We start from the raw sequence: 20,315 nt of genomic DNA, 5'->3' as shown, positions 1-20,315 counted from the left end.
CGAGTGACCACCGAAGCGTACGTGTACGACGCGATCCGCACCCCGCGCGGCCGCGGCAAGGCGAACGGCGCCCTGCACGGCACCAAGCCCGTCGACCTGGTCGTCGGGCTCATCCACGAGATCCGGGCCCGCTTCCCCGGACTCGACCCGGCCGCGATCGACGACATCGTCCTCGGTGTCGTCGGGCCGGTCGGCGACCAGGGCTCCGACATCGCCCGGATCTCGGCCATCGCCGCGGGCCTGCCGGACACCGTGGCCGGTGTCCAGGAGAACCGCTTCTGCGCGTCGGGCCTGGAAGCCGTCAACCTGGCCGCGATGAAGGTCCGTTCGGGCTGGGAGGACCTCGTCCTCGCGGGCGGCGTCGAGTCGATGTCCCGGGTGCCGATGGCCTCCGACGGCGGCGCCTGGTTCGCCGACCCCATGACCAACCTCGCCACCGACTTCGTACCCCAGGGCATCGGCGCCGACCTCATCGCCACCATCGAGGGCTTCTCCCGCCGCGATGTCGACGAGTACGCGGCACTGTCCCAGGAGCGGGCCGCCGAGGCCGCGAAGGACGGCCGGTTCGGCAGGTCCGTCGTGCCCGTGAAGGACCGCAACGGACTCGTCGTCCTCGACCACGACGAGCACCCGCGCCCCGGCACCACCGCCGACTCGCTGGGCAGACTGAAGCCGTCGTTCGCGGACATCGGCGACCTGGGCGGCTTCGACGCCGTGGCGCTGCAGAAGTACCACTGGGTGGAGAAGATCGACCACGTCCACCACGCGGGCAACTCCTCCGGGATCGTGGACGGCGCCTCGCTCGTCGCCGTCGGCTCCAAGGAGGTCGGCGAGCGGTACGGAATCACCCCGCGCGCGCGGATCGTCTCCGCGGCCGTCTCCGGCTCCGAGCCGACCATCATGCTCACCGGGCCCGCGCCCGCCACCCGCAAGGCACTCGCCAAGGCCGGGCTGACCATCGACGACATCGACCTCGTCGAGATCAACGAGGCCTTCGCCGCGGTCGTCCTGCGGTTCGCCCGGGACATGGGCCTGTCCCTGGACAAGGTCAACGTCAACGGCGGCGCGATCGCCCTCGGTCACCCCCTCGGCGCGACCGGCGCGATGATCCTCGGCACGCTCGTCGACGAACTGGAGCGCCAGGACAAGCGGTTCGGCCTCGCCACGCTCTGCGTGGGCGGCGGCATGGGCATCGCGACGATCGTCGAGCGCCTGTAACTCCCCAGCGGCACCCGGGACGTCAGCGGCCCCCGGGACTTCAGTGGACCCCCGGACTTCAACGGAGAAAACCCTCATGACCGAGAGCACCACCATCCGCTGGGAACAGGACGACACCGGTGTCGTCACCCTGGTCCTCGACGATCCCAGCCAGTCCGCGAACACCATGAACCAGGCGTTCCGCGCGTCGCTCACCGCGATCGCCGACCGCCTGGAGGCCGAGGTGCAGGCCGACCCCGCGGCCATCCGCGGCATCGTCTTCACCTCCGCCAAGAAGACCTTCTTCGCGGGCGGCGACCTGCGCGACCTCATCCGGGTCACCCCCGAGACGGCCCAGCAACTCCTCGACGGCGGCCTCGCCATCAAGCGCGACCTGCGCCGCATCGAAACCCTCGGCAAGCCCGTCGTCGCCGCCATGAACGGCGCGGCCCTGGGCGGCGGCTACGAGATCGCGCTGGCCTGCCACCACCGGGTCGCCCTCGACGCGCCCGGCTCCAAGATCGGCTGCCCCGAGGTGACGCTCGGCCTGCTGCCCGGAGGCGGCGGCGTCGTCAGGACCGTACGCCTCCTCGGTATCGCCGACGCCCTCCTCAAGGTGCTCCTCCAGGGCACCCAGTACAGTCCGCGGCTCGCCCTGGAGAACGGCCTCGTCCACGAAGTGGCGGACACCCGGGAGGACATGCTGGCCAGGGCCCGCGCCTTCATCGACGCCAACCCCGAGTCGAGCCAGCCCTGGGACAAGCCCGGCTACCGCATCCCGGGCGGCACCCCCGCCAGCCCGAAGTTCGCGGCGAACCTGCCCGCCTTCCCGGCCAACCTGCGCAAGCAGACGGGCGGCGCGCCCTACCCGGCGCCGCGCAACATCCTCGCGGCGGCCGTCGAGGGCTCCCAGGTCGACTTCGAGACCGCGCAGGTCATCGAGGCGCGGTACTTCGTGGAACTGGCCGCGGGCCAGACCTCCAAGAACATGATCCAGGCCTTCTTCTTCGACCTCCAGGCCGTCAACTCCGGCGCCAACCGCCCCAAGGGCGTCGAGCCCCGCCAGGTCCGCAGGGTCGCCGTCCTCGGCGCCGGGATGATGGGCGCCGGCATCGCGTACTCGTGCGCCCGCGCGGGCATCGACGTCGTCCTCAAGGACGTCTCCGCCGAGGCCGCCGCCAAGGGCAAGGCCTACTCCGAGAAGCTCTGCGCCAAGGCCGTCTCCCGCGGCCGTACGAGCCAGGAGAAGGCGGACGCGCTGCTCGCCCGCATCACGCCGACCGCGGACCCCCAGGACGTGGCGGGCTGCGACGCCGTCATCGAGGCCGTCTTCGAGGACCCGGCGCTCAAGCACAAGGTGTTCCAGGAGATCCAGCACATCGTCGAACCGGACGCGCTGCTGTGCTCCAACACCTCGACCCTGCCGATCACCGCGCTCGCCGAGGGCGTCGAGCGGCAGAGCGACTTCGTCGGACTGCACTTCTTCTCGCCCGTCGACAAGATGCCCCTCGTCGAGATCATCAAGGGCGGGCGGACCGGCGACGAGGCCCTGGCCCGTGCCTTCGACCTCGTACGGCAGATCAGGAAGACCCCGATCGTCGTCAACGACTCGCGCGGCTTCTTCACCTCCCGGGTCATCGGGCACTTCATCAACGAGGGCGTGGCGATGGTCGGAGAGGGCATCGAGCCCGCCTCCGTCGAGCAGGCCGCCGCCCAGGCCGGCTACCCGGCCAAGGTGCTCTCCCTGATGGACGAGCTGACGCTCACCCTGCCCCGCAAGATCCGCGCCGAGTCGAAGCGGGCCGTCGAGGAGGCGGGCGGCACGTGGACGGCGCATCCCTCCGACGAGGTCATCGACCGCATGGTCGACGAGTTCGGCCGCACCGGGCGCAGCGGCGGCGCGGGCTTCTACGAGTACGGGGCGGACGGCAGGCGGGCCGCGCTGTGGCCCGGACTGCGGGAGCACTTCACGCGCCCGGACGCGGAGATCCCCTTCCGGGACATGCAGGAGCGCATGCTGTTCTCCGAAGCGCTCGACACCGTCCGCCTCCTGGAGGAGGGCGTCCTGACCTCGGTCGCCGACGCCAACATCGGATCCATCTTCGGGATCGGCTTCCCCGGCTGGACGGGCGGTGTCCTGCAGTACATCAACGGTTACGAGGGCGGTGACGGGTCCGGCACCGGGCCGGCCGCGTTCGTGGCCCGCGCGCGGGAACTGGCCGAGCGGTACGGGGAGCGGTTCGCGCCGCCTGCGCTGCTGGTGGAGAAGGCGGCGAAGGGGGAGCGGTTCAGCGACCGCTGACGGGGCCCTTGGGGGTGCGTTGTCGTCTGCGGGCCGGTGGGGGCTGGTCGCGCAGTTCCCCGCGCCCCTCAAGGGCGAAAAACAGGGGCGCAGCCCCGTTTTTAGGGGCGCGGGGAACTGCGCGACCAGCCACGACGGCGCCGCAGACGAACACAACCGACGCGCGGCACGCACCGAGTACCGCTGAGTGGTACGCACCCCTTGCCCCCGGTGGGGCGGAGCCCCGACGCTGACGGGCGACCGGTCCCCGTCCCCACGAGGAGCCAACGATGGGTCGCCGCCCCGCCCCCGCCCTGCTCGACATCCTGCGCGGCGAGGGCGTGGACCGCGTCTTCGGCAACCCCGGCACCACCGAACTGCCGTTCCTGGCAGCCCTCGCGGACGCCGAGCAGGCACCCGAGTACGTCCTCGGCGTCCACGAGGGCGCGGTCGTCTCCATGGCGGACGGCTACGCCCGCGCCACCGGCAGGACCGCCTTCGTCAGCCTCCACATCGCGGCCGGCCTCGCCAACGGACTCATCGGCCTGCTCAACGCCCGCCGCTCACGCACCCCGCTCGTCGTGATGGCCGGACAGCAGGACCGCCGCCACCTCCAGCAGGACCCCATGCTCAGCGCCGACCTCGTCGCGCTCGCCGCACCGGCCGTGAAGGCCGCGTACGACATCCAGCACGCCCGCGACCTGCCGCTCGCGCTGCGCCGCGCCTTCGCGCTCGCCGCCAGGCCGCCCGCCGGGCCCGTGCTCGTGTCCGTGCCCATGGACCTGCTGGCGGAGGACACCGAGGTCGAGGTCCCCGCCCGTACGCCGGCGCCCAGACCCGCGCCGGCCGGCGGACTCGACCGGGCCGCCGTCCTGCTCGGCGGCGGGACACGGCCCGTGATCGTCGCGGGCGACGGCGTGGGCCGCGAGGACGCCACGGCCGCGCTCGTGCGCACCGCCGAGGCCTGCGGGGCACCCGTGCACCACCAGCCGATGGCCGACTTCCTGAACTTCCCGACCACCCACCCCCTGTACGCGGGGATGCTGCCGCCGCGCCACGACGCGATCCGGGCCGCGCTGGATCCGTACGACACCCTGTTCATCGTGGGAGCGCACGCCTTCACCCCGCATCACTACACCCCGGGCCCCGCGCTGCCGCCCGGGATCACCGTCGTCCAGCTCGACTCGGACCCGGACGAGATCGGCCGCAACTTCCCCGCCGACCACGGCCTCGTGGGCGCACTCGGGCCCTCCCTGGACCGGCTCGCCGAACTGCTGCCCGAACGCATCCCCGCGCACACCGCGAAGACCAGAGTGCTGCGCGCCGGCGACCGGCACACGGCGGAGCGCGGCCGTACGGAGGCCGCCGCGCGTGCCGCGTACTCCCCGGCACCTCTGGCGCCCTGGGCCGCCGCCCACGCCGTGGCGCGCGGACTCCCGCCCGGCACGGCCGTCGTCGAAGAGGCCATCACCGTGGGCCTGTTGCTCCGCAGACTCGTCCACCTCGACCGGCCCGGCAGCTACACCCACACCGTCGGCGGCGGCCTCGGCTGGGGGATCGGCGCGGCGGTCGGCCGGGCCCTGGCCGAACCGGGCCGGCCCGTGGTCGCCGTCCTCGGTGACGGCTGCACCCTCTTCGGCCTGCAGGGCCTGTGGAGCGCGGCACGGTACGCGGCCCCCGTGCTGTTCGTGGTGATGGGCAACGGCGCCTACCGCACCCTCCAGGACACCTACGAGGCGCGAGGCGGCACCGGGATCTGCCCCGGCACCGAACTGGGGCGGCTCGACTTCACCCAGGCGGCCCGCTTCTTCGGAGTCGACGCCGTGCGGGCGGGCAGCGCGGACCAGCTGCGCGAACTCGTCGCGGGAGCAGGTGAGTTGACGCGTCCGATGCTAGTCGACGTGCCTCTGCGCTAGCGGGAGCGGGCGACTCGCCGACGACTCAGGACGACTCACAGGGACCCGCACCTTGTCACCCGCCTGCCGGGGCCCGACCATCGGTCCATGACGGACGGTCAGGTGCCGAAGTCGGTGCTCGCGCGCGGTGCGGCGCTGCTGCGCGCCTGCGGTGAGTCGGAGGGCCCGCAGAGCCTGGCCGAGCTGTCGCTGCGTACGGGGCTGCCCAAGCCGACCGCGCACCGGCTGCTGGCCGAACTGGTCGCGCTGGGGCTCATGGAACGCGCCCCGGACGGCCGCTACCGCATCGGTCTCACGCTCTTCGTCCTCGGCCAGTCGGCGCCGTCCGCGCGTGAACTGCGGGACGTGGCGCTGCCGTTCCTCGGCGACCTGTACGAGGCGACGGGCGAGAACGTGCACCTGGCCGTCCCCGACGGACCCGACACGCTCTTCCTGGAGAAGCTGACCGGCCGCCGCGCCACGCCGATCGTCTCGCGCACCGGGGGCCGGCTGCCCGCCCACTGCACCGCCACGGGGAAGGTCTTCCTGGCCCACGACCCCCGGCCGCCCGGCCCGTCCCTGGCGCGCCTCACCCCCCGCTCCCTGGTCCTGCCGGGGCAGCTCGCCCGCGACCTCGCACGCACCCGTGCACGCGGCTTCGGTGTCAATCTGGAGGAGGCCGAGGTCGGTGTCTCCGCCGTGGCGGCCCCGGTGTACGCCCGGGACGCCCGCCCCGTCGCCGCGCTCTCCGTGACCGGTGGCACCCGCCGCCTCGACGTGGACCGCGTCGGCGCCCGGGTGTGCGCGGCGGCCCGCGCCCTGACACGACAGCTGTCCGCGTGACGGACAGGGCGTGACGGACGGGGCGGGGTGGACGGGGCCGTCAACTCCGTTGACGTCCGTGTCCGTTGCTCCGCGCGTCCGCCCCCGACTGCATCGCCGCCGCCAGCTCGTGTTCGGTGAGCCGCCCGCCGCTCACCTCCGCGGTGATCCGTCCCCGCACGAAGACCAGGACGCGGTCGCAGACCTCCGTCAGTTCGGCCAGGTCGGTCGACGCGACCAGGACGGCAGCACCACCCGCCGCCAACTCGCCCACGATCGCGTGCATTTCGGCCCGCACCCCCACGTCCACACCGCGCGTGGGATCGTCGAGAACGACGATACGAGGGTCCGTGGCCAGCCATTTGGCGAAGACGACCTTCTGCTGGTTGCCGCCCGACAACCGGGCCACCACGTCGTGCGGGCCGCCCCGCAGACGTAATCGACCGGTCACGTCGAGTGTGCGGCCCACGAGTTCGGCACGGGACGGCATGACACCACCCCGGCCGAGCGCCAGCCAGCTCACCGATGTGGTGTTCTCCCACACCGTACGGTCGGTCATCAGCCCGAACCGCTTCCGGTCGCTCGGCACGAACGCCACCCCCGCCCGGATCGCGTCGCGCAAGGAGCGCGGGAGCCCCCGGTCGCCGACGCCGACCCGGCCCGCCGAGATGGACGTACGCCCGCACACCACCGCCAACGCGTCGAGATGGCCCGCCCCTTGCAGCCCGGCCACGCCCACCACCTCGCCCGCGCGCACCGTGAACGTCACGTCCGTCAGCCGCCCCGGGACGCACACCTCGGAGAGCACGACCGGCGGCGGCCCGTCGGCCGGGGCGCGCTCGCGGCGTACCGGAAGCGGTGGCGCGGCGCCCAGCATCGCCTTCACCAGGTCCGGTACGCCGATCTCCTCGCCCCGCACACCGGCCAGGGTGACCCGGCCGTCCCGCAGTACCGTCACGCGGTGGGCGAAGCGCATCACCTCCTCCAGGAAGTGGGTGACGTACAGGATCGCGATGCCCCGCTCCGTGAGGGTGCGCAGGACCTGTTCGAGGCGGTCCACGGCGGCGGCCGACAGCGCGGAGGTGGGCTCGTCGAGGACCAGTACGCGCGGTCGGCGCAGCAGTGCGCGGGCGATCTCCGTCAACTGCTGATCGGCGAGCGGCAGTTCGCCCAGCAGCGTGCCTGGATCGACGTCGAGTCCCAGCTCGGCGAGGACCGGCCGGGCCGCGCGGTCCATCGCGCCCCGGTCGAGCAGTCCGAAGCGGCGCGGCGGGCGGTGGGGGAAGAGGTTCTCGCGGACCGTGAGATCGGGAAAGAGGCTCAACTCCTGCGAGACGACGGCGATTCCGCCCTCCCTGGCCCGGTCGGCGAGCCGCACCGATCCCTCGTCCGGCGCCAGGGTCCCCGACAGGATGCGTACGAGGGTCGACTTGCCCGCCCCGTTCTCCCCGACCAGCGCGTGCACCTCGCCGCCCCGCAGCCGTATGTCCGCCCCGTCCAGGGCCTTCACCCCGCCGTACGACTTGACGAGTGACCGCGCGTCCAGCATGTCCCCACGACTCATCTCAGCGCGCGTCCTTCAACGGCTTGAGCTGTGCGTCCTGGTCGCCGAGCAGCTTGTCGATCACCGGCTTGTACCAGTCGTACGCGGCCCCCGGGGACTTCTGCCGCGCGGTGACCTCGGCGATGTTCGAGGAGTCCACGACACCGCCGGGGGACAGGAACCAGCCGTCGGGCAGCTTCCCGTCCTTCTCGCGCACGGACTCGATCAGGATCGCCGTGGAGAGATAGCCCTTGAGGAAGTGCTGCGGGTCGATGGTGACGAAGTTCGAGCCGTCCTTCACCGCGTCCAGGGTCTTGGGGTCGACGTCGAAACCGGCCGTCAGCCACTTCCCGCCCTTCTCCTTCTTGATCTTCGCGAGGTTGTAGCTGTCGGCGTCCCCGACCCCGAGGAAGGCGAGCGCCTTGGGGTGCGCGGCGACCTGCGAGGCCCAGGAACTGTGGTTCTGACCGGGATCGCTGTACGTCTGGAAGGGGCCGAGCACCTTCACCCCCGGCGCCTCCTTCTTGAACGTGTCGGCGATGCCCCTGGCCCGGTTGTCGAGCACCGGCGTCCCCGGATTGGGCACCCCGACGACGATCTCGCCCTTCGGATCGTCGCCCAGCCGCTTCAGCGCCTCCTGGGCCATCAGCTCGCCGAGCGCGTAGTTGTCGTTGCCCACATAGAACGTGATCTTGCTGCCCTCGGTGGGGGAGGTGTCCAGGGCGACGAGCGGAATGCCCTGGTCGACGGCGCGGGCGGCGGGGCGGGTGAAGATCGGCGGGTCCAGGTTCTCCAGGACGATGCCGTCCTTCGCGACGGCGGTGAGGTTCTGGAAGAGCTGGACCTCGGCAGGACCGTCCGTGTTGGGCGGCCCGACGGCCTTGAAGTTCACGTTGCCCGCGTGGTCGGCGGCGCTCTCCGCGCCGAGCACCATCTCGTGCGCGAAGTTGAGACTGATGTTGGCCACCGCGATACCCATGTCGAGCTTCCCGCCGCCCCCGCCTCCGGAGTCGTCGTCGTTGCCGCATCCGGTGGCACAGAGGAGCACCAGCGCGCCGAGGGCGCCGGACAGGGTACGGAATCGGGGGTGCATCAGGGCCTCCAGGTGCGGTGACGTCACTGTCTGCGGTTTTCTCGGCGGCGTCCTCTGCGGCGCAGGGCGCTGTCCGCCGCGACCGCGACGAGGATCACCGCGCCGGTCGCGAACGACGTCCAGTTGATGGGTACTTCGAAGAACACGAGGCCGGAGGCGACGACGGACAGGATCAGCGCGCCGGCCACCGCCCCGACGACCGAACCGCGTCCGCCCGCCAGCGGTGTGCCGCCGATGATGCACGCGGCGATGGCCTGCAGCTCGTACCCCTGGCCCAGCGTCGGGTCCCCTGCGCCGTAGTAGGCGAGCGCGAGCACCGACGCGCAGGCCGTGGTGAGCCCGGACAGCGCGAGGGCCTGAACGCGCGTACGCACGACGGGGATTCCGCTGAACGTGGCCGCGTCGGGATTGGAGCCGATGGCCCGCACCCGCGACCCGAAACGGGTACGGGCGAGCACCACGGTCAGGACCGCCGTCACGGCGAGCAGCACCCACAGCGCGAACGGCACACCGCCCACGTCACCGCCCGCGAGCGTGAAGAACGAGTCGTCCAGCGGCAGATCGGTGATCTGCTTGCCGTCGGCGAGCGCGAGCCCGATGCCCCGGAACAGCATCAGGGTGCCCAGCGTGACGATGAACGAGGGCAGCGCCAGCAGGGTGGTGACCAGCGCGTTGAAGACGCCCAGCGCGATCCCGGTCAGCAGCATCACCGGGACCGCCAGCCAGGGCTCCACGCCTTCCCGCACCAGCAGGGCGCCGACGACCAGGCACATCGCGTAACTGCCGCCGACGGACAGGTCGACCTCGCGCATGGCCAGCGCGAAGACCATGCCGCACGCCATCAGCGAGATGTAGACGGAGTTGTGCGCGGTGGTGAGCAGGTTGTCGCTGTCGAGGAAGTCGGGGTACGGGATGCCGATGCCGGCGACGAGCAGCGCGAGGACGACCAGGACGCCGAGTTCGTCGGGGAGCCACCGGGGCGTGAGGCGCGCCGCCCACGATCCGGCCGACGGCAGCCCGAACCGCCGTGCTCCTCCGCCCTGTTCGCGGGCGCGCTCGGCGTCGTCCACGGCACGGTCGGTCTCGGTCATCGGGCACGGCTCCGGAACGCTGGCGGCTGGGTCCGCCCGCAGCGTCGGCCCGTGGGGCGTACGCGGCAACAAGGACGTTCCGGCGAATGGAACAGCGCCCGGGCCCGTCGCCGTCAGCCGGGCCGGCCGGCCGTTCCGCAGACCGGAAACGCACCCTTGCCGCCTGCCTGACGGGTCATCACACTCACCGCATGGAGACGCGTACCGCCCTGGTGACCGGCGCGGCACAGGGCCTCGGGCAGGAGTTCGCCGTCGCACTCGCGGGACGCGGCTACCGGGTCGCGGGGCTCGACCTGGTTCCGCAGCGGGAGACGGCCGACCGCATCCTGGACTATGTGGAGCTGGTCGCCGACGTCACGGACGAGACGCAGATCGGGGCGGCCCTGGAGCAGGTGCTGGAACAGTTCGGCACCCTGCACGTCCTGGTCAACAATGCGGGTGTCTACCCCGAGTGCGACTTCGAGGACATCACGCCCGAGGAGTGGCGGCGGGTGATGCGCGTCAACCTGGAGGCGCCGTTCCTGATGACCCGCGCGGTACTGCCGTATCTGAAGGCGGCGGGCTGGGGCCGCATCGTGAACATCGCCTCGGCCGCCGTGCTCACCGCGCCGCCCACGATGGTGGCGTACACCGCCTCGAAGGCCGGACTGATCGGCTTCACCCGTGCGCTCGCCTCGGCGCTCGGGCCGCACGACATCACCGTCAACGCGATCGCGCCGAGCATGGTCCGCACGGAGACCGCCGCGCGGACGGTCGGCGCGGACGGCGGGTTCGAGCACGTCCGCGCCCAACAGGCCGTCCCCAGAACGCAGGAGCCGTGCGACCTCGTCTCCACCCTGCTGTACGTGGTCGACGAGGGCAGCGGCTTCCTGACCGGCCAGACCCTCAACGTGGCAGGCGGTTCCGCCTACTTGTGAGACCTGCTTGTGAGACGCGGGCCGGGCGGTTCAGGAGTTCCTGAGCCACTCCCGGACCTCCTCGTTCAACGACCGCTGAAAGGTCGTCAGCAGAGCCTGCACCACCAGCGGTTGCATGTGCGCCGACAGGTCCCGCACGGCCTCGACGGACTCGTGCTCGGACACCTCGTCCCGGAACAGCACGGAGAGTTCGTGGGCGGCGGCGCGCGTGTGCTTCACCATGACGTTGCGCGCGGCGAGGATCGTCTCGTGCGCCATCGGTACGTCGAGCAGCTGCACACCGAGCCGCAGCAGCCCGAGATCCACCCGGTACGTGTCCGGGTCCGCCGCCTCCCTCAGCACACCCATCGCGGCGAGCCGGTCCAGGTCCTCCTGCCCGAGCGGGCGCCCCGCCCGGCGCTCCAGCTCGACCCGGCTCACCTCCTCCGCCGCGTCGGGCGCCCAGGAGGCCACCACGGCCCGGTGGATGGCCAGGTCCTGGGCGCTGAGCCCGTCCGGCAACTGCTGCAGATAGCGCTCGATCCCGGCCAGCGTCATCCCCTGCTGCTGCAGCTCCTCGATCAGCGCGAGCCGCGCCAGATGCTCCTGGCTGTAGTGCCCCACGCGACGCGGCCCGATCACGGGCGGCGGCAACAGTCCCTTGGTGCTGTAGAAACGCACCGTCCGCACGGTCACACCCGCCCGCGCGGCCAGCTCGTCGACGGTGAGCGTCGGCTCCCCGATGTCCGTCGCCATACCTGCTCCTTAACGTACAACACCCACCACCGGACGCGGCAGCGGTGAAACAGTATTGCTGTCTCACCTGAGTTGTGAAAGAGAACCCGTACTTGGCCAAACGGTGAGTTCCGGTCAATGGTGGCGCAGATGTACGTTGCTGCGCCCGCATGATCGGGTAAGTCATGGCCATGGTCCCCGTGGCGTTGCCGCTGTTCGTCGTCGCCGTTCTGTTCTACCGCCGGGTACTGCCCCGAATACGACAGGCGGGCGACGCGGGCGTTGAGATACGCGACGAGGCGGTGGCCGGCCCGCAGGCCCCGGACGAGGACGCCATGGCGCTCGCGGCCACCCGAGCCGAGGGCCACCGCGCCCGCGACGCCATCCTGGCCGAGGGCCGGTCCCGCCGGGCGGCCCACTGCGCCGCCGCCGAGACCCAGCTCCTCATCGCCGTCTCAGAACTGGCCTCGAACCTGGCAGCGGACGGCCCCCGCCCCGCAAGGCCGCCGGGGAACGACGCCCCCGCCCACCCCACAACCCACACGACCCCGGCGGAGCCGCGCCCGTAAGGGCCGCGGGGAACGGCGCGCCCGGCCACGACGCATCCCGCACGGCCTCACCGTCACAAGGCCGCACCCCCTGGCCCGCCCCGGCGCAGCCGCGCCCGTGAGGGGCGCGGGGAACGGCGCGGCCAGCCACCCCGCGACCCGCACATCCCCACCGGCACAAGCAAGCCCCCCCCAGACCTGCCCCCCCGGCGGAGCCGGACTCAGTGGGCGTGGACGGAGTTGGTGGCGGCGATCTTCTTCCAGGACTTCGGCCGCACAGGCGCCGCCTCCGACCCCGCGGCCCCGGGCGCGATGGAAGCGGCCCGCGCAGCGGGCACCCCCGGCTTGGACGCCTGGTACAGCCACGTGTCGAACAGCCCCGCGAGCGGCTGCCCCGACACCGACTCGGCGTACCGCACGAAGTCACCGACGGTCGCGTTGCCGTACGCGTACCGTGCGGGCCAGCCCTTCAGGACGGCGAAGAACGCCTCGTCCCCGACCTCGTTCCGCAGCGCCTGCAAGGCCAGCGCCCCGCGGTCGTACACCGCGATGTGGAACTGGTTCTCCGGCCCCGGGTCCCCGGGGGCGACGGTCCAGAACGGATCCTCCGCGGGCCGTGACGCGTACACGTAGTCCGCGATCTCCTGCGCCGTCCCCTCGCCCTCGTGCTCCGACCACAGCCACTGCGCGTACCGCGCGAAGCCCTCGTTGATCCAGATGTCCTTCCATCCGGCGACCGACACGGAGTCGCCGTACCACTGGTGGGCCAGTTCATGGACGACCACGGACACGTTCGTCCCGCTCGCGAACTGCCGCGGACTGTAGAACGGCCGGGTCTGCGTCTCCAGCGCGTACCCGGTGTTCGTGTTGGGGACATATCCGCCCAGGGCATTGAACGGATACGGCCCGAAGTACTCGGCCAGCCAGTCCGCGGCCTCCCCGGTCCGCTCGATGCTCGCCCGCGCGGCCCCGTAGTTGTCGCCCAGGTCCTTGCTGTACGCGTTGACGATCGGGATGCCGCTCTCCGACGTGCCCGTGGTGACGTCGAACTTCCCGACGGCCAGCGTGGCGAGGTACGTGGCCTGCGGCTTGTTGGACCGCCAGCTGTAGCGCGTCCAGCCCGCCCGCGAACTCGTCGACTGCAGCGTGCCGTTGGAGATCGCCTGGGACCCGTCCGGCACGGCGACCGACACGTCGTACGTGGCCTTGTCCAGCGGATGGTCGTTGCTGGGGAACCACCACCAGGCCGCCTCGGGCTCGTTCGCCCCGACCCCGCCGTCCGGCGTGCGGTGCCAGCTGGTGAACCCGTACGCTGTCTTCGTGGACGGCACCCCGCTGTAGCGCACCACGACCGTGACGGCCGTACCGGCGGGCAGCGGGCTCTTCGGCGTGATCTCCAGCTCGTGCTCGCCCGAGGTCGTGTACGACGCCTTGGCGCCGTTGACCCGCACCTCGCTCACATCGAGCAGGAAGTCCAGATTCAGACGCGAGAGATCCTGGGTGGTCTTGGCCAGCAGGGTCGCCGTGCCCTCCAGCCGGTCCGTCGCCGGCTGGTACGTGAGCCGCAGGTCGTAGTGGGAGACGTCGTACCCGCCGTTGCCGTACGCCGGGTAGTAGGGGTCGCCGATGCCCGGCGCCCCGGGCGACCAGCTCGCGGCGGATGCCGGGATCGCCAGCAGCAGGGAGGCCACGAGCGCGCCCGGGGCGATGAGTCTGCGATGCACGTCAAGCTCCAAGTCGTGGGGGGCGGGAAGTCTGTCCGGAGCCTATTCACGCGCTGTGGGCCCACCCCTGTCCATGGCCGCTCCTGTCACACGATCGCCATTCGGCCGACACGTGTGCCGCCAACACATGAGATCTAGAGCCCGACGCACCTTTCAAGCCACACCCGATGAGGAGGACGACACCCCAATCGGCCCCCTTTTGCACGAGAGTTGACCGGAGTACCTTCCGCGCATGCGGACACCTGCGCGCTACATGCGCCTCATCACCTGGAGATCGCTCGCGACGGCGGCCACCGCCGCCCTGATGGCCACGTTCCTCACCCCGGCCGTCGCCCACAGCGCTCCGCGGGAGAGCACCCCCGTCTACTCGTACGACAACGCCGTCCGTGAGTCCGTCTGGGTGGACACCGGGCTCGACGGCGACAGCGACGGGCGGACCGACCGGGTCGCCGTCGACATCGTCCGCCCGAGCGAGCCCGCCCAGCAGGGCCGCAAGGTACCCGTGATCATGGACGCCAGCCCGTACTACTCCTGCTGCGGCCGGGGCAACGAGAGCCAGCGCAAGACGTACGACGCGGACGGCAACGTCGTCCAGATGCCGCTGTACTACGACAACTACTTCGTACCGCGCGGCTACGCCTTCGTCGCCGTCGACCTCGCCGGCACCAACCGCTCCGACGGCTGCGTGGACGTCGGCGGCCGTTCCGACGTCCAGTCCGCGAAGGCCGTCGTCGACTGGCTGAACGGCCGCGGCAAGGGCTACACCTCCCGTACGGGGGACACGAGGGCCAAGGCCGGCTGGACCAACGGCAGAACCGGCATGATCGGCAAGAGTTACGACGGCACCATCGCCAACGGGGTCGCCGCCACCGGCGTCGAGGGCCTGGAGACGATCGTCCCGATCGCGGCCATCTCCTCCTGGTACGACTACTACTTCGCCAAGGGCGTCCCCCTCTACGACTCCGGCCCCGAATGGCTGTCCGACTACGTCGAGAGCCCCGACGCCCGCGCCAGGTGCGCCGCCGTCCAGCAGAAGATCGTGGACGGGGCCCCGCGCACCGGCGACTGGACGACGTTCTGGACCGAGCGCGACTACGTGAAGGACGTCCGCAAGGTGGACGCCAGCGTGTTCGTCATCCACGGCATGCAGGACCTCAACGTCCGCCCGAAGCACTTCGGCCAGTGGTGGGACGGCCTCGCGAAGAACGGCGTCGACCGCAAGATCTGGCTGTCCCAGACCGGCCACGTCGACCCCTTCGACTTCCGCCGCGCGGCCTGGGCCGACACCCTGCACCGCTGGTTCGACCACGAACTCCTCGGCTACGACAACGGCGTCGACGACGAGCCGATGGCCGACATCGAGCGTGCCCCCGACCAGTGGGCCACCTCGGCCGTCTGGCCGCCGCGCGGCACCGACACCGTGAAGCTCCGCCCGGCCAAGGGCGAGCAGGCGGGCGTCGGCACCCTCGGACTGCGTACCGGAAAGGGCACCGAGACCTTCACCGACGACCCGGGCCAGGACGAGACCGACTGGGCCGCCGAGATCGACCGGTCCACCTCCGCCAAGGCCGGCTTCACCAGCCGGCCGCTCACCCGTGACGTCCGCCTCTCCGGCTCCTCCAAGGTGACCGTCACCGCCACGCCGACCACGACCAGCGCCCATCTGTCCGCGGTCCTCGTCGACCTCGGCCCCGACACGATCCGTGACTACTCCGCAGCCGGCGAGGGCATCACGACGCTCACCGAGCGCACCTGCTGGGGGCCGAGCACCACCGGCGACAGCTCCTGCTTCAGGGAGACCGCGGCCAGGACGACCGACGTCGAGTACACGGTGTTCAGCCGCGGCTGGGCCGACCTCGGCAACCACTCGTCCGCCACGAAGGGCGAGCCGCTCACCCCGGGCAAGGCGTACACCCTCACGCTCGACCTGCACGCGAGCGACCACGTCGTCCCGAAGGGCCACCGGCTCGCGCTGATCGTCGCCGGTACCGACCAGGGCCTCATCGACCCGCCGTCGACCACCCCGACGCTCACGCTCGACCTGTCCCGTACGTCTGCCGCCGTGCCGCTCGTCGGAGGGACCGCCGCCTTCGCCCGCGCCACCTCGGGAACCTCGTACATCACGCCCGACGCGATCCTCGACGGCGTCGGCGAACCGCGCGCCACCCACCGCGTACCCGGAGGCGGTGCGGGATGACACGGCAGCGACCGACACCACCCCGCCGGGCCGCGGCCCTCGCCCTGACGGCGGTGGCGCTCACCGCACCCCTCCTCACCGCACCCGCCCAGGCGGCCGAAGGCCCGCCCCGCACCGGGTTCGAGCAGACCGACGGAGCACGCTGGACCACCCAGCCCGAGGAGCAGACCCTTCTCGCCGCGGTCGACCGGGCGAGCTACCGCGTCTCGCTCAGCCGGATCGGCACCACGAAACAGAACCGGCCCGTCCAGCTCGTACGCGTCGGAAACCCGCGCGCCGCCACCACCGTGCTGCTCGTCTGCAGCCAGCACGGTGACGAACCGTCGGGCCGCGAGGCCTGCCTCACCACCGTCCGAGATCTCGCGTACGCCAAGGACGCGCGCACCCGACGATTCCTCGACCGCACCACGCTGCTCGTCGTGCCCACCGCCAACCCGGACGGCCGGGCCGCCGACACCCGCGGCAACAGCGACGGCGTCGACATCAACCGCGACCACCTCGCGCTCCGGACGGCCGAGGCACGCGCGACGGCCGCCGTCGTCCGCGACCGGCAGCCCGACGTGGTCTACGACCTGCACGAGTACGGAGCCACACCCCCCTACTACGACAAGGACCTCTTCGACCTCTGGCCGCGCAACCTCAACACCGACCCTGCCGTGCACGACGAGGCACAGACCCTCTCGCAGACGTACGTACGGCCCGCCGCGCAGGCCGCCGGGTACTCGACCGGGACGTACGGCATCTGGACCGACCCGGTGACCGGCGACCCGATCCGGCAGGTGGCCGGTGACGGGCAGGAGCGGATCCTGCGGAACATGACCGGCGTCAAGCACGGCGCCGGACTGCTCATCGAGAGCCGCGTCGACGCCCTCACCGAGGCCGAGAAGGCCGACGAGGCACTCAACAACCGACGCCGCGTCCACTCCCAACTGGCCGCGCTGGGAGGCCTGTTCGACTTCACCGACGAACGGCGCGGCCGGCTCGGGGCGGCCACGTCGGCGGCCCGGCTGGCCGGCTACCGGGACACCGGACCGGTCTACACGTCAGGCGCCGACAACGACCCGGCCGAACCGTCCGAGACCATCGCGGACCCGCCCTGCGCCTACCGGCTGACGGCGGACCAGTACGCGGACGTCAAGGACGAGCTGGCCCTGCACGGCGTCTCGGCGCGACCGGACTCCGACGGCGCCGGGGCCCGTGTACCGCTGCGCCAGTCCCTGCGTGCACTCGTCCCGTTGCTGCTCGACGAGCGTGCGCCGTACCACCTGACGGTTGCGGAACCCGACACCCGCTGCTGAGGCGGTTGGGATCGGCGGTACCTGTGGTAGGTCGTAGGCACACGATCAGGAATGTGTGCCGAACGCTTTCCGGGGAAGGTGCCGCCGATGACCGAAGATCTGAAGGACAGGGGAGGCCGGGACGATCCGGCGGCCGTCTCCGGCGACCCGGACGCCTCAGCGGACCGGGCATCCCGCCCCCGCACGGACTGGGTGGTGTTCGGCGTCACGGCCGCACTCACCGTGGCGTTCGTGATCTGGGGAGCGGTGGCCACCGACTCCCTGGAGAGCGCCTCCACCACGATGCTCAACGGCCTGATCCACAACGGCGGCTGGGCGTTCATGCTCGCAGCCTCCTGTTTCGTGGTCTTCGCGCTGTGGCTCGCGATCAGCCGCTACGGAAGAATCCACCTCGGTGCGGAGGGTGAGGAGCCCGAGTTCCGCACCGTCTCCTGGGTGGCGATGATGTTCAGCGCCGGCATGGGCATCGGACTGATGTTCTACGGCGTGAGCGAACCGCTCTCGCACTACACGTCACCCCCGCCGGGCACCACGCCCGCCGACTCCGCGGAACGCATGGAGACGGCGATGGCCACCACCCTCTTCCACTGGACCCTGCACCCGTGGGCGATCTACGCGGTGGTCGGCCTCGCCATCGCCTACAGCACCTACCGCAAGCGCCGGCGCCAGACCATCAGCGCCGTCTTCACCCCGCTCATCGGCGAGAAGCACGCGAACGGCTCGGCCGGCCGGGCGATCGACATCCTCGCCATCATCGCCACCGTCTTCGGATCGGCGGCCTCACTGGGCCTCGGCGCCCTCCAGATCGGCTCCGGCTTCACCGAGCTGGACTGGATGGACAAGGTGAGCAACGGACTGCTCGTCTCGATCATCGCCGTGCTGACCGTGGCGTTCGTCGCCTCGGCCGTCTCCGGTGTCGAGAAGGGCATCCAGTGGCTGTCCAACATCAACATGGTGCTGGCCCTGGTGCTCGCGGTGTTCGTGTTCATCGCGGGCCCCACCATCATCGTGCTCGACCTGCTGCCCACCTCGATCTTCTCCTACCTCGGTGACCTGCCCCAGCTCGCCGGCCGCACCGAGGCCAGCGGCGGCAAGGGCGTCGCCGACTGGCTCGGCAGCTGGACCGTCTTCTACTGGGCGTGGTGGATCTCCTGGACGCCCTTCGTCGGCATGTTCATCGCCCGCATCAGCCGTGGCCGCACCATCCGGCAGTTCGTCGGCGGCGTCATCCTCGTGCCCAGCACGGTCAGCCTGGTCTGGTTCGCGATCTTCGGCGGTACGGCGATGAAGCTGAAGGAGGGCGGCGCGCTCGCCGGCAAGACGACCCCCGAGGGCCAGCTCTTCGGCGTCCTCCAGGAGTTCCCCATCGCGACGGCCACCAGCCTGCTCGTGATGATCCTCGTCGGCATCTTCTTCGTCTCGGGCGCCGACGCCGCGTCCATCGTCATGGGCACGCTCTCCCAGAAGGGCGCACTCGAACCCGGCCGGTTCGTCGTGATCTTCTGGGGCGTGGTGACCGGTGCGGTGGCCGCGATCATGCTGCTCGTCGGCAGTGGTGACGGGGACGCGCTCACGGGCCTGCAGAACCTCACGATCCTGGCCGCCGCGCCCTTTGTCCTCGTGATGATCGGCATGTGCGTCGCCCTCATGCGGGATCTGCGGCGGGATCCGGTCATCGTCCGCAACGAGATGGGGTCCGAGGCGGTGGAACTGGCCGTGATCGAAGGCCACAAGAAGTACGACGGCGACTTCGAGATCCGGGTCGGCCCGGGTGCCGGCACGGAAACGGACGGCGACCCACTGGGGCACGACCACACGTAGTCGGGTGCCTGCGCCGTTCCCCGCGCCCCTGAGCACGACAGGCGACGGGCCGGGTCTCGGCTGCGGGTTCGCCGTGGCTGATCGCGCAGTTCCCCGCGCCCCCAGATACCTGGGGGCGCGGGCGAACTGCGCAGTCTTTTGCTTTTAGGGGCGCGGGGAACTGCGCGACCTCAGCCACAGCGGGCCCGCGCCTGAAACGAGGTCCAGGGCAACCTCCGCGCATCCCCAAGCCACCGTCACGCCAGCCCCACCATGCCCATAGTTGTGCACCAACACCCCACTCCCCGCCGAGCCGCCGCCCAAGGCATCCCGTTCGAGCCGCACAGCGGACCGCACGGGCCGCACCCCCACCCGATGCCCCAGCACTCGCGCCCCCGCCACCTCCGGCCGGAGCACCGCACAGCGCGCGACGATCCCCGCGGCCACCGCGGGATCGGGCTCCAGTGACCACTCCCCGTCGTCCGTGGTCCCGCCGAGCACCAGCCGCCCCGGCTGCGGAAAGAGATACGTGGTCGTCCCGGCCACCGCGTCCGTGGACACCAGCCACGTCCGGATCCCCGGGTTCTCCACGATCACCAACTGCCCCCGCACGGGCCGCACCGCCGTGTCCCCGAGCAACTCCCGAGCCCCGAGCCCCGTGCAGTTGACGACGACGGCCGCCTGCGCCCGGGCCTCCGCGAGGTCCGTCACAGTCCGTGACTCGACCACCCCGCCCGCCCGCAGGAACCGCGCCCGCAGCCACCCCAGATGCACCGGCATGTCGATCAGCGGCAGCTTCGCCCACAGCCCCGGGCCCGCGTACTCCTCGGCCGTGGACGCCCGCAGCCCCGGCAACCGGGCCGCGGCCCACGGCCCCTGCTCGTCAAGGCGCGCCTCGCCCATGACACCTTCGACCATGCGTACGCCCGTCTCGTCGGGCCGCGCCGCCAACTCCTCGTACACGGACAGTGATCGCAAGGCCCACGTCCGCGCGAGATCCTGCGGCTCGATGGCGTACGGCCACCAGAGCGCGCCCGCAACCGCCGAGGTGGTCCGCTCGGCGGGCTCCCGCGTCCAGATCCGTACGCGTCTGCCGCTCTCGGCCAGAACCAGGGCCGTCGTGAGTCCTATGACCCCGCTGCCGACCACGATCACGTCACTGCTTCGATCTTCCGCCACGCGGGGACGTTAGCGG

The 20,315-nt window shown here is 71.6% G+C and carries 15 protein-coding genes; 9 read left to right on the top strand and 6 right to left on the bottom strand.

All coding sequences use genetic code 11. The features are described from left to right. The first annotated feature begins 3 nt into the window (after nt 1–3). From ACZ60E_RS06375 to ACZ60E_RS06360, 4 genes are all read left to right on the top strand, one after another. A complete protein-coding gene (locus ACZ60E_RS06375) occupies nt 4–1,218 on the top strand; it encodes an acetyl-CoA C-acetyltransferase (RefSeq protein ID WP_453793238.1) in 1,215 nt (404 codons plus the stop codon). A gap of 76 nt (nt 1,219–1,294) precedes the next feature. Beyond that, a complete protein-coding gene (locus ACZ60E_RS06370; RefSeq protein ID WP_469438743.1) occupies nt 1,295–3,499 on the top strand; it encodes a 3-hydroxyacyl-CoA dehydrogenase NAD-binding domain-containing protein in 2,205 nt (734 codons plus the stop codon). A 269-nt stretch (nt 3,500–3,768) separates the two neighbouring features. After that, nucleotides 3,769–5,394 carry a thiamine pyrophosphate-binding protein gene (locus tag ACZ60E_RS06365; RefSeq protein ID WP_469438741.1) on the top strand — a complete coding sequence of 542 codons (1,626 nt, stop codon included), beginning with the start codon at nt 3,769–3,771 and terminating at the stop codon, nt 5,392–5,394. An 87-nt stretch (nt 5,395–5,481) separates the two neighbouring features. Beyond that, nucleotides 5,482–6,216: an IclR family transcriptional regulator gene (locus ACZ60E_RS06360; RefSeq protein WP_469438739.1), complete on the top strand. Its 735-nt coding sequence runs from the start codon at nt 5,482–5,484 to the stop codon at nt 6,214–6,216. Nucleotides 6,217–6,256: 40 nt separating this feature from the next. On the opposite strand, the gene ACZ60E_RS06355 is transcribed toward ACZ60E_RS06360, so the two are convergent. Genes ACZ60E_RS06355 through ACZ60E_RS06345 form a run of 3 tightly spaced genes read right to left on the bottom strand, consistent with a single transcriptional unit; the run spans nt 6,257 to nt 9,922 of the window. Next, nucleotides 6,257–7,759 carry a sugar ABC transporter ATP-binding protein gene (locus tag ACZ60E_RS06355; RefSeq protein ID WP_469438737.1) on the bottom strand — a complete coding sequence of 501 codons (1,503 nt, stop codon included), beginning with the start codon at nt 7,757–7,759 and terminating at the stop codon, nt 6,257–6,259. Nucleotide 7,760: 1 nt separating this feature from the next. Continuing rightward, entirely contained in the window at nt 7,761–8,831 is a 1,071-nt protein-coding gene (locus ACZ60E_RS06350) for a sugar ABC transporter substrate-binding protein (RefSeq protein WP_469438734.1), read from the bottom strand. A gap of 23 nt (nt 8,832–8,854) precedes the next feature. Continuing rightward, on the bottom strand, nt 8,855–9,922 hold the full coding sequence (locus ACZ60E_RS06345; protein ID WP_469438731.1) for an ABC transporter permease: 1,068 nt from the start codon (nt 9,920–9,922) through the stop codon (nt 8,855–8,857). 191 nt (nt 9,923–10,113) lie between these two features. Here ACZ60E_RS06345 and ACZ60E_RS06340 point away from each other — a divergent pair, with 191 nt between their 5' ends. After that, complete coding sequence (locus ACZ60E_RS06340; RefSeq protein ID WP_469438730.1) at nt 10,114–10,839, top strand: SDR family NAD(P)-dependent oxidoreductase; 726 nt, start codon at nt 10,114–10,116, stop codon at nt 10,837–10,839. Nucleotides 10,840–10,869: 30 nt separating this feature from the next. Here the strand turns inward: ACZ60E_RS06340 and ACZ60E_RS06335 are convergent, their stop codons facing one another. Continuing rightward, complete coding sequence (locus ACZ60E_RS06335; RefSeq protein WP_384815558.1) at nt 10,870–11,574, bottom strand: MerR family transcriptional regulator; 705 nt, start codon at nt 11,572–11,574, stop codon at nt 10,870–10,872. A gap of 164 nt (nt 11,575–11,738) precedes the next feature. Between ACZ60E_RS06335 and ACZ60E_RS06330 the strand changes: the two genes are divergently transcribed. Further along, nucleotides 11,739–12,122, top strand: a complete 384-nt coding sequence (locus ACZ60E_RS06330; protein WP_469438724.1) for a hypothetical protein — start codon at nt 11,739–11,741, stop codon at nt 12,120–12,122. A 200-nt stretch (nt 12,123–12,322) separates the two neighbouring features. Here ACZ60E_RS06330 and ACZ60E_RS06325 read toward each other — a convergent pair whose 3' ends face one another. Next, nucleotides 12,323–13,825: a M1 family metallopeptidase gene (locus ACZ60E_RS06325; RefSeq protein WP_469438721.1), complete on the bottom strand. Its 1,503-nt coding sequence runs from the start codon at nt 13,823–13,825 to the stop codon at nt 12,323–12,325. Nucleotides 13,826–14,057: 232 nt separating this feature from the next. On the opposite strand from ACZ60E_RS06325, the gene ACZ60E_RS06320 reads away from it, so the two are divergent. The 3 genes from ACZ60E_RS06320 to ACZ60E_RS06310 all read left to right on the top strand — a co-directional run bounded on the left by ACZ60E_RS06320 (nt 14,058) and on the right by ACZ60E_RS06310 (nt 19,141). Next, a complete protein-coding gene (locus ACZ60E_RS06320) occupies nt 14,058–16,022 on the top strand; it encodes a Xaa-Pro dipeptidyl-peptidase (RefSeq protein ID WP_469438719.1) in 1,965 nt (654 codons plus the stop codon). After that, nucleotides 16,019–17,320 (top strand): M14 family metallopeptidase, encoded by a 1,302-nt coding sequence (locus ACZ60E_RS06315; protein ID WP_469438717.1) that lies wholly within the window; start codon nt 16,019–16,021, stop codon nt 17,318–17,320. The genes ACZ60E_RS06320 and ACZ60E_RS06315 overlap by 4 nt, the downstream gene beginning before the upstream one ends. 87 nt (nt 17,321–17,407) lie before the next feature. After that, a complete protein-coding gene (locus ACZ60E_RS06310) occupies nt 17,408–19,141 on the top strand; it encodes a BCCT family transporter (RefSeq protein WP_469438715.1) in 1,734 nt (577 codons plus the stop codon). Nucleotides 19,142–19,285: 144 nt separating this feature from the next. Here the strand turns inward: ACZ60E_RS06310 and ACZ60E_RS06305 are convergent, their stop codons facing one another. Then, nucleotides 19,286–20,299, bottom strand: coding sequence for an FAD-dependent oxidoreductase (locus tag ACZ60E_RS06305; protein ID WP_469438712.1), 1,014 nt, complete (start codon nt 20,297–20,299; stop codon nt 19,286–19,288). Between the last annotated feature and the right edge of the window lie 16 nt (nt 20,300–20,315).

Source organism: Streptomyces sp. NPDC102514, from assembly GCF_055584525.1.
Note: the sequence above shows the minus strand (reverse complement) of the source record. Positions and strands in the feature narration are given on the sequence as shown.

Excerpts from the sequence above, each read along its gene's own strand:
- ACZ60E_RS06355 (WP_469438737.1), bottom strand. The coding sequence starts at position 7,759 with ATGAGTCGTGGGGACATGCTGGACGCGCGGTCACTCGTCAAGTCGTAC.
- ACZ60E_RS06330 (WP_469438724.1), top strand. The coding sequence starts at position 11,739 with ATGGCCATGGTCCCCGTGGCGTTGCCGCTGTTCGTCGTCGCCGTTCTG.
- ACZ60E_RS06365 (WP_469438741.1), top strand. The coding sequence starts at position 3,769 with ATGGGTCGCCGCCCCGCCCCCGCCCTGCTCGACATCCTGCGCGGCGAG.
- ACZ60E_RS06360 (WP_469438739.1), top strand. The coding sequence starts at position 5,482 with ATGACGGACGGTCAGGTGCCGAAGTCGGTGCTCGCGCGCGGTGCGGCG.
- ACZ60E_RS06310 (WP_469438715.1), top strand. The coding sequence starts at position 17,408 with ATGACCGAAGATCTGAAGGACAGGGGAGGCCGGGACGATCCGGCGGCC.
- ACZ60E_RS06345 (WP_469438731.1), bottom strand. The coding sequence starts at position 9,922 with ATGACCGAGACCGACCGTGCCGTGGACGACGCCGAGCGCGCCCGCGAA.
- ACZ60E_RS06335 (WP_384815558.1), bottom strand. The coding sequence starts at position 11,574 with ATGGCGACGGACATCGGGGAGCCGACGCTCACCGTCGACGAGCTGGCC.
- ACZ60E_RS06370 (WP_469438743.1), top strand. The coding sequence starts at position 1,295 with ATGACCGAGAGCACCACCATCCGCTGGGAACAGGACGACACCGGTGTC.
- ACZ60E_RS06340 (WP_469438730.1), top strand. The coding sequence starts at position 10,114 with ATGGAGACGCGTACCGCCCTGGTGACCGGCGCGGCACAGGGCCTCGGG.
- ACZ60E_RS06320 (WP_469438719.1), top strand. The coding sequence starts at position 14,058 with ATGCGGACACCTGCGCGCTACATGCGCCTCATCACCTGGAGATCGCTC.
- ACZ60E_RS06315 (WP_469438717.1), top strand. The coding sequence starts at position 16,019 with ATGACACGGCAGCGACCGACACCACCCCGCCGGGCCGCGGCCCTCGCC.
- ACZ60E_RS06350 (WP_469438734.1), bottom strand. The coding sequence starts at position 8,831 with ATGCACCCCCGATTCCGTACCCTGTCCGGCGCCCTCGGCGCGCTGGTG.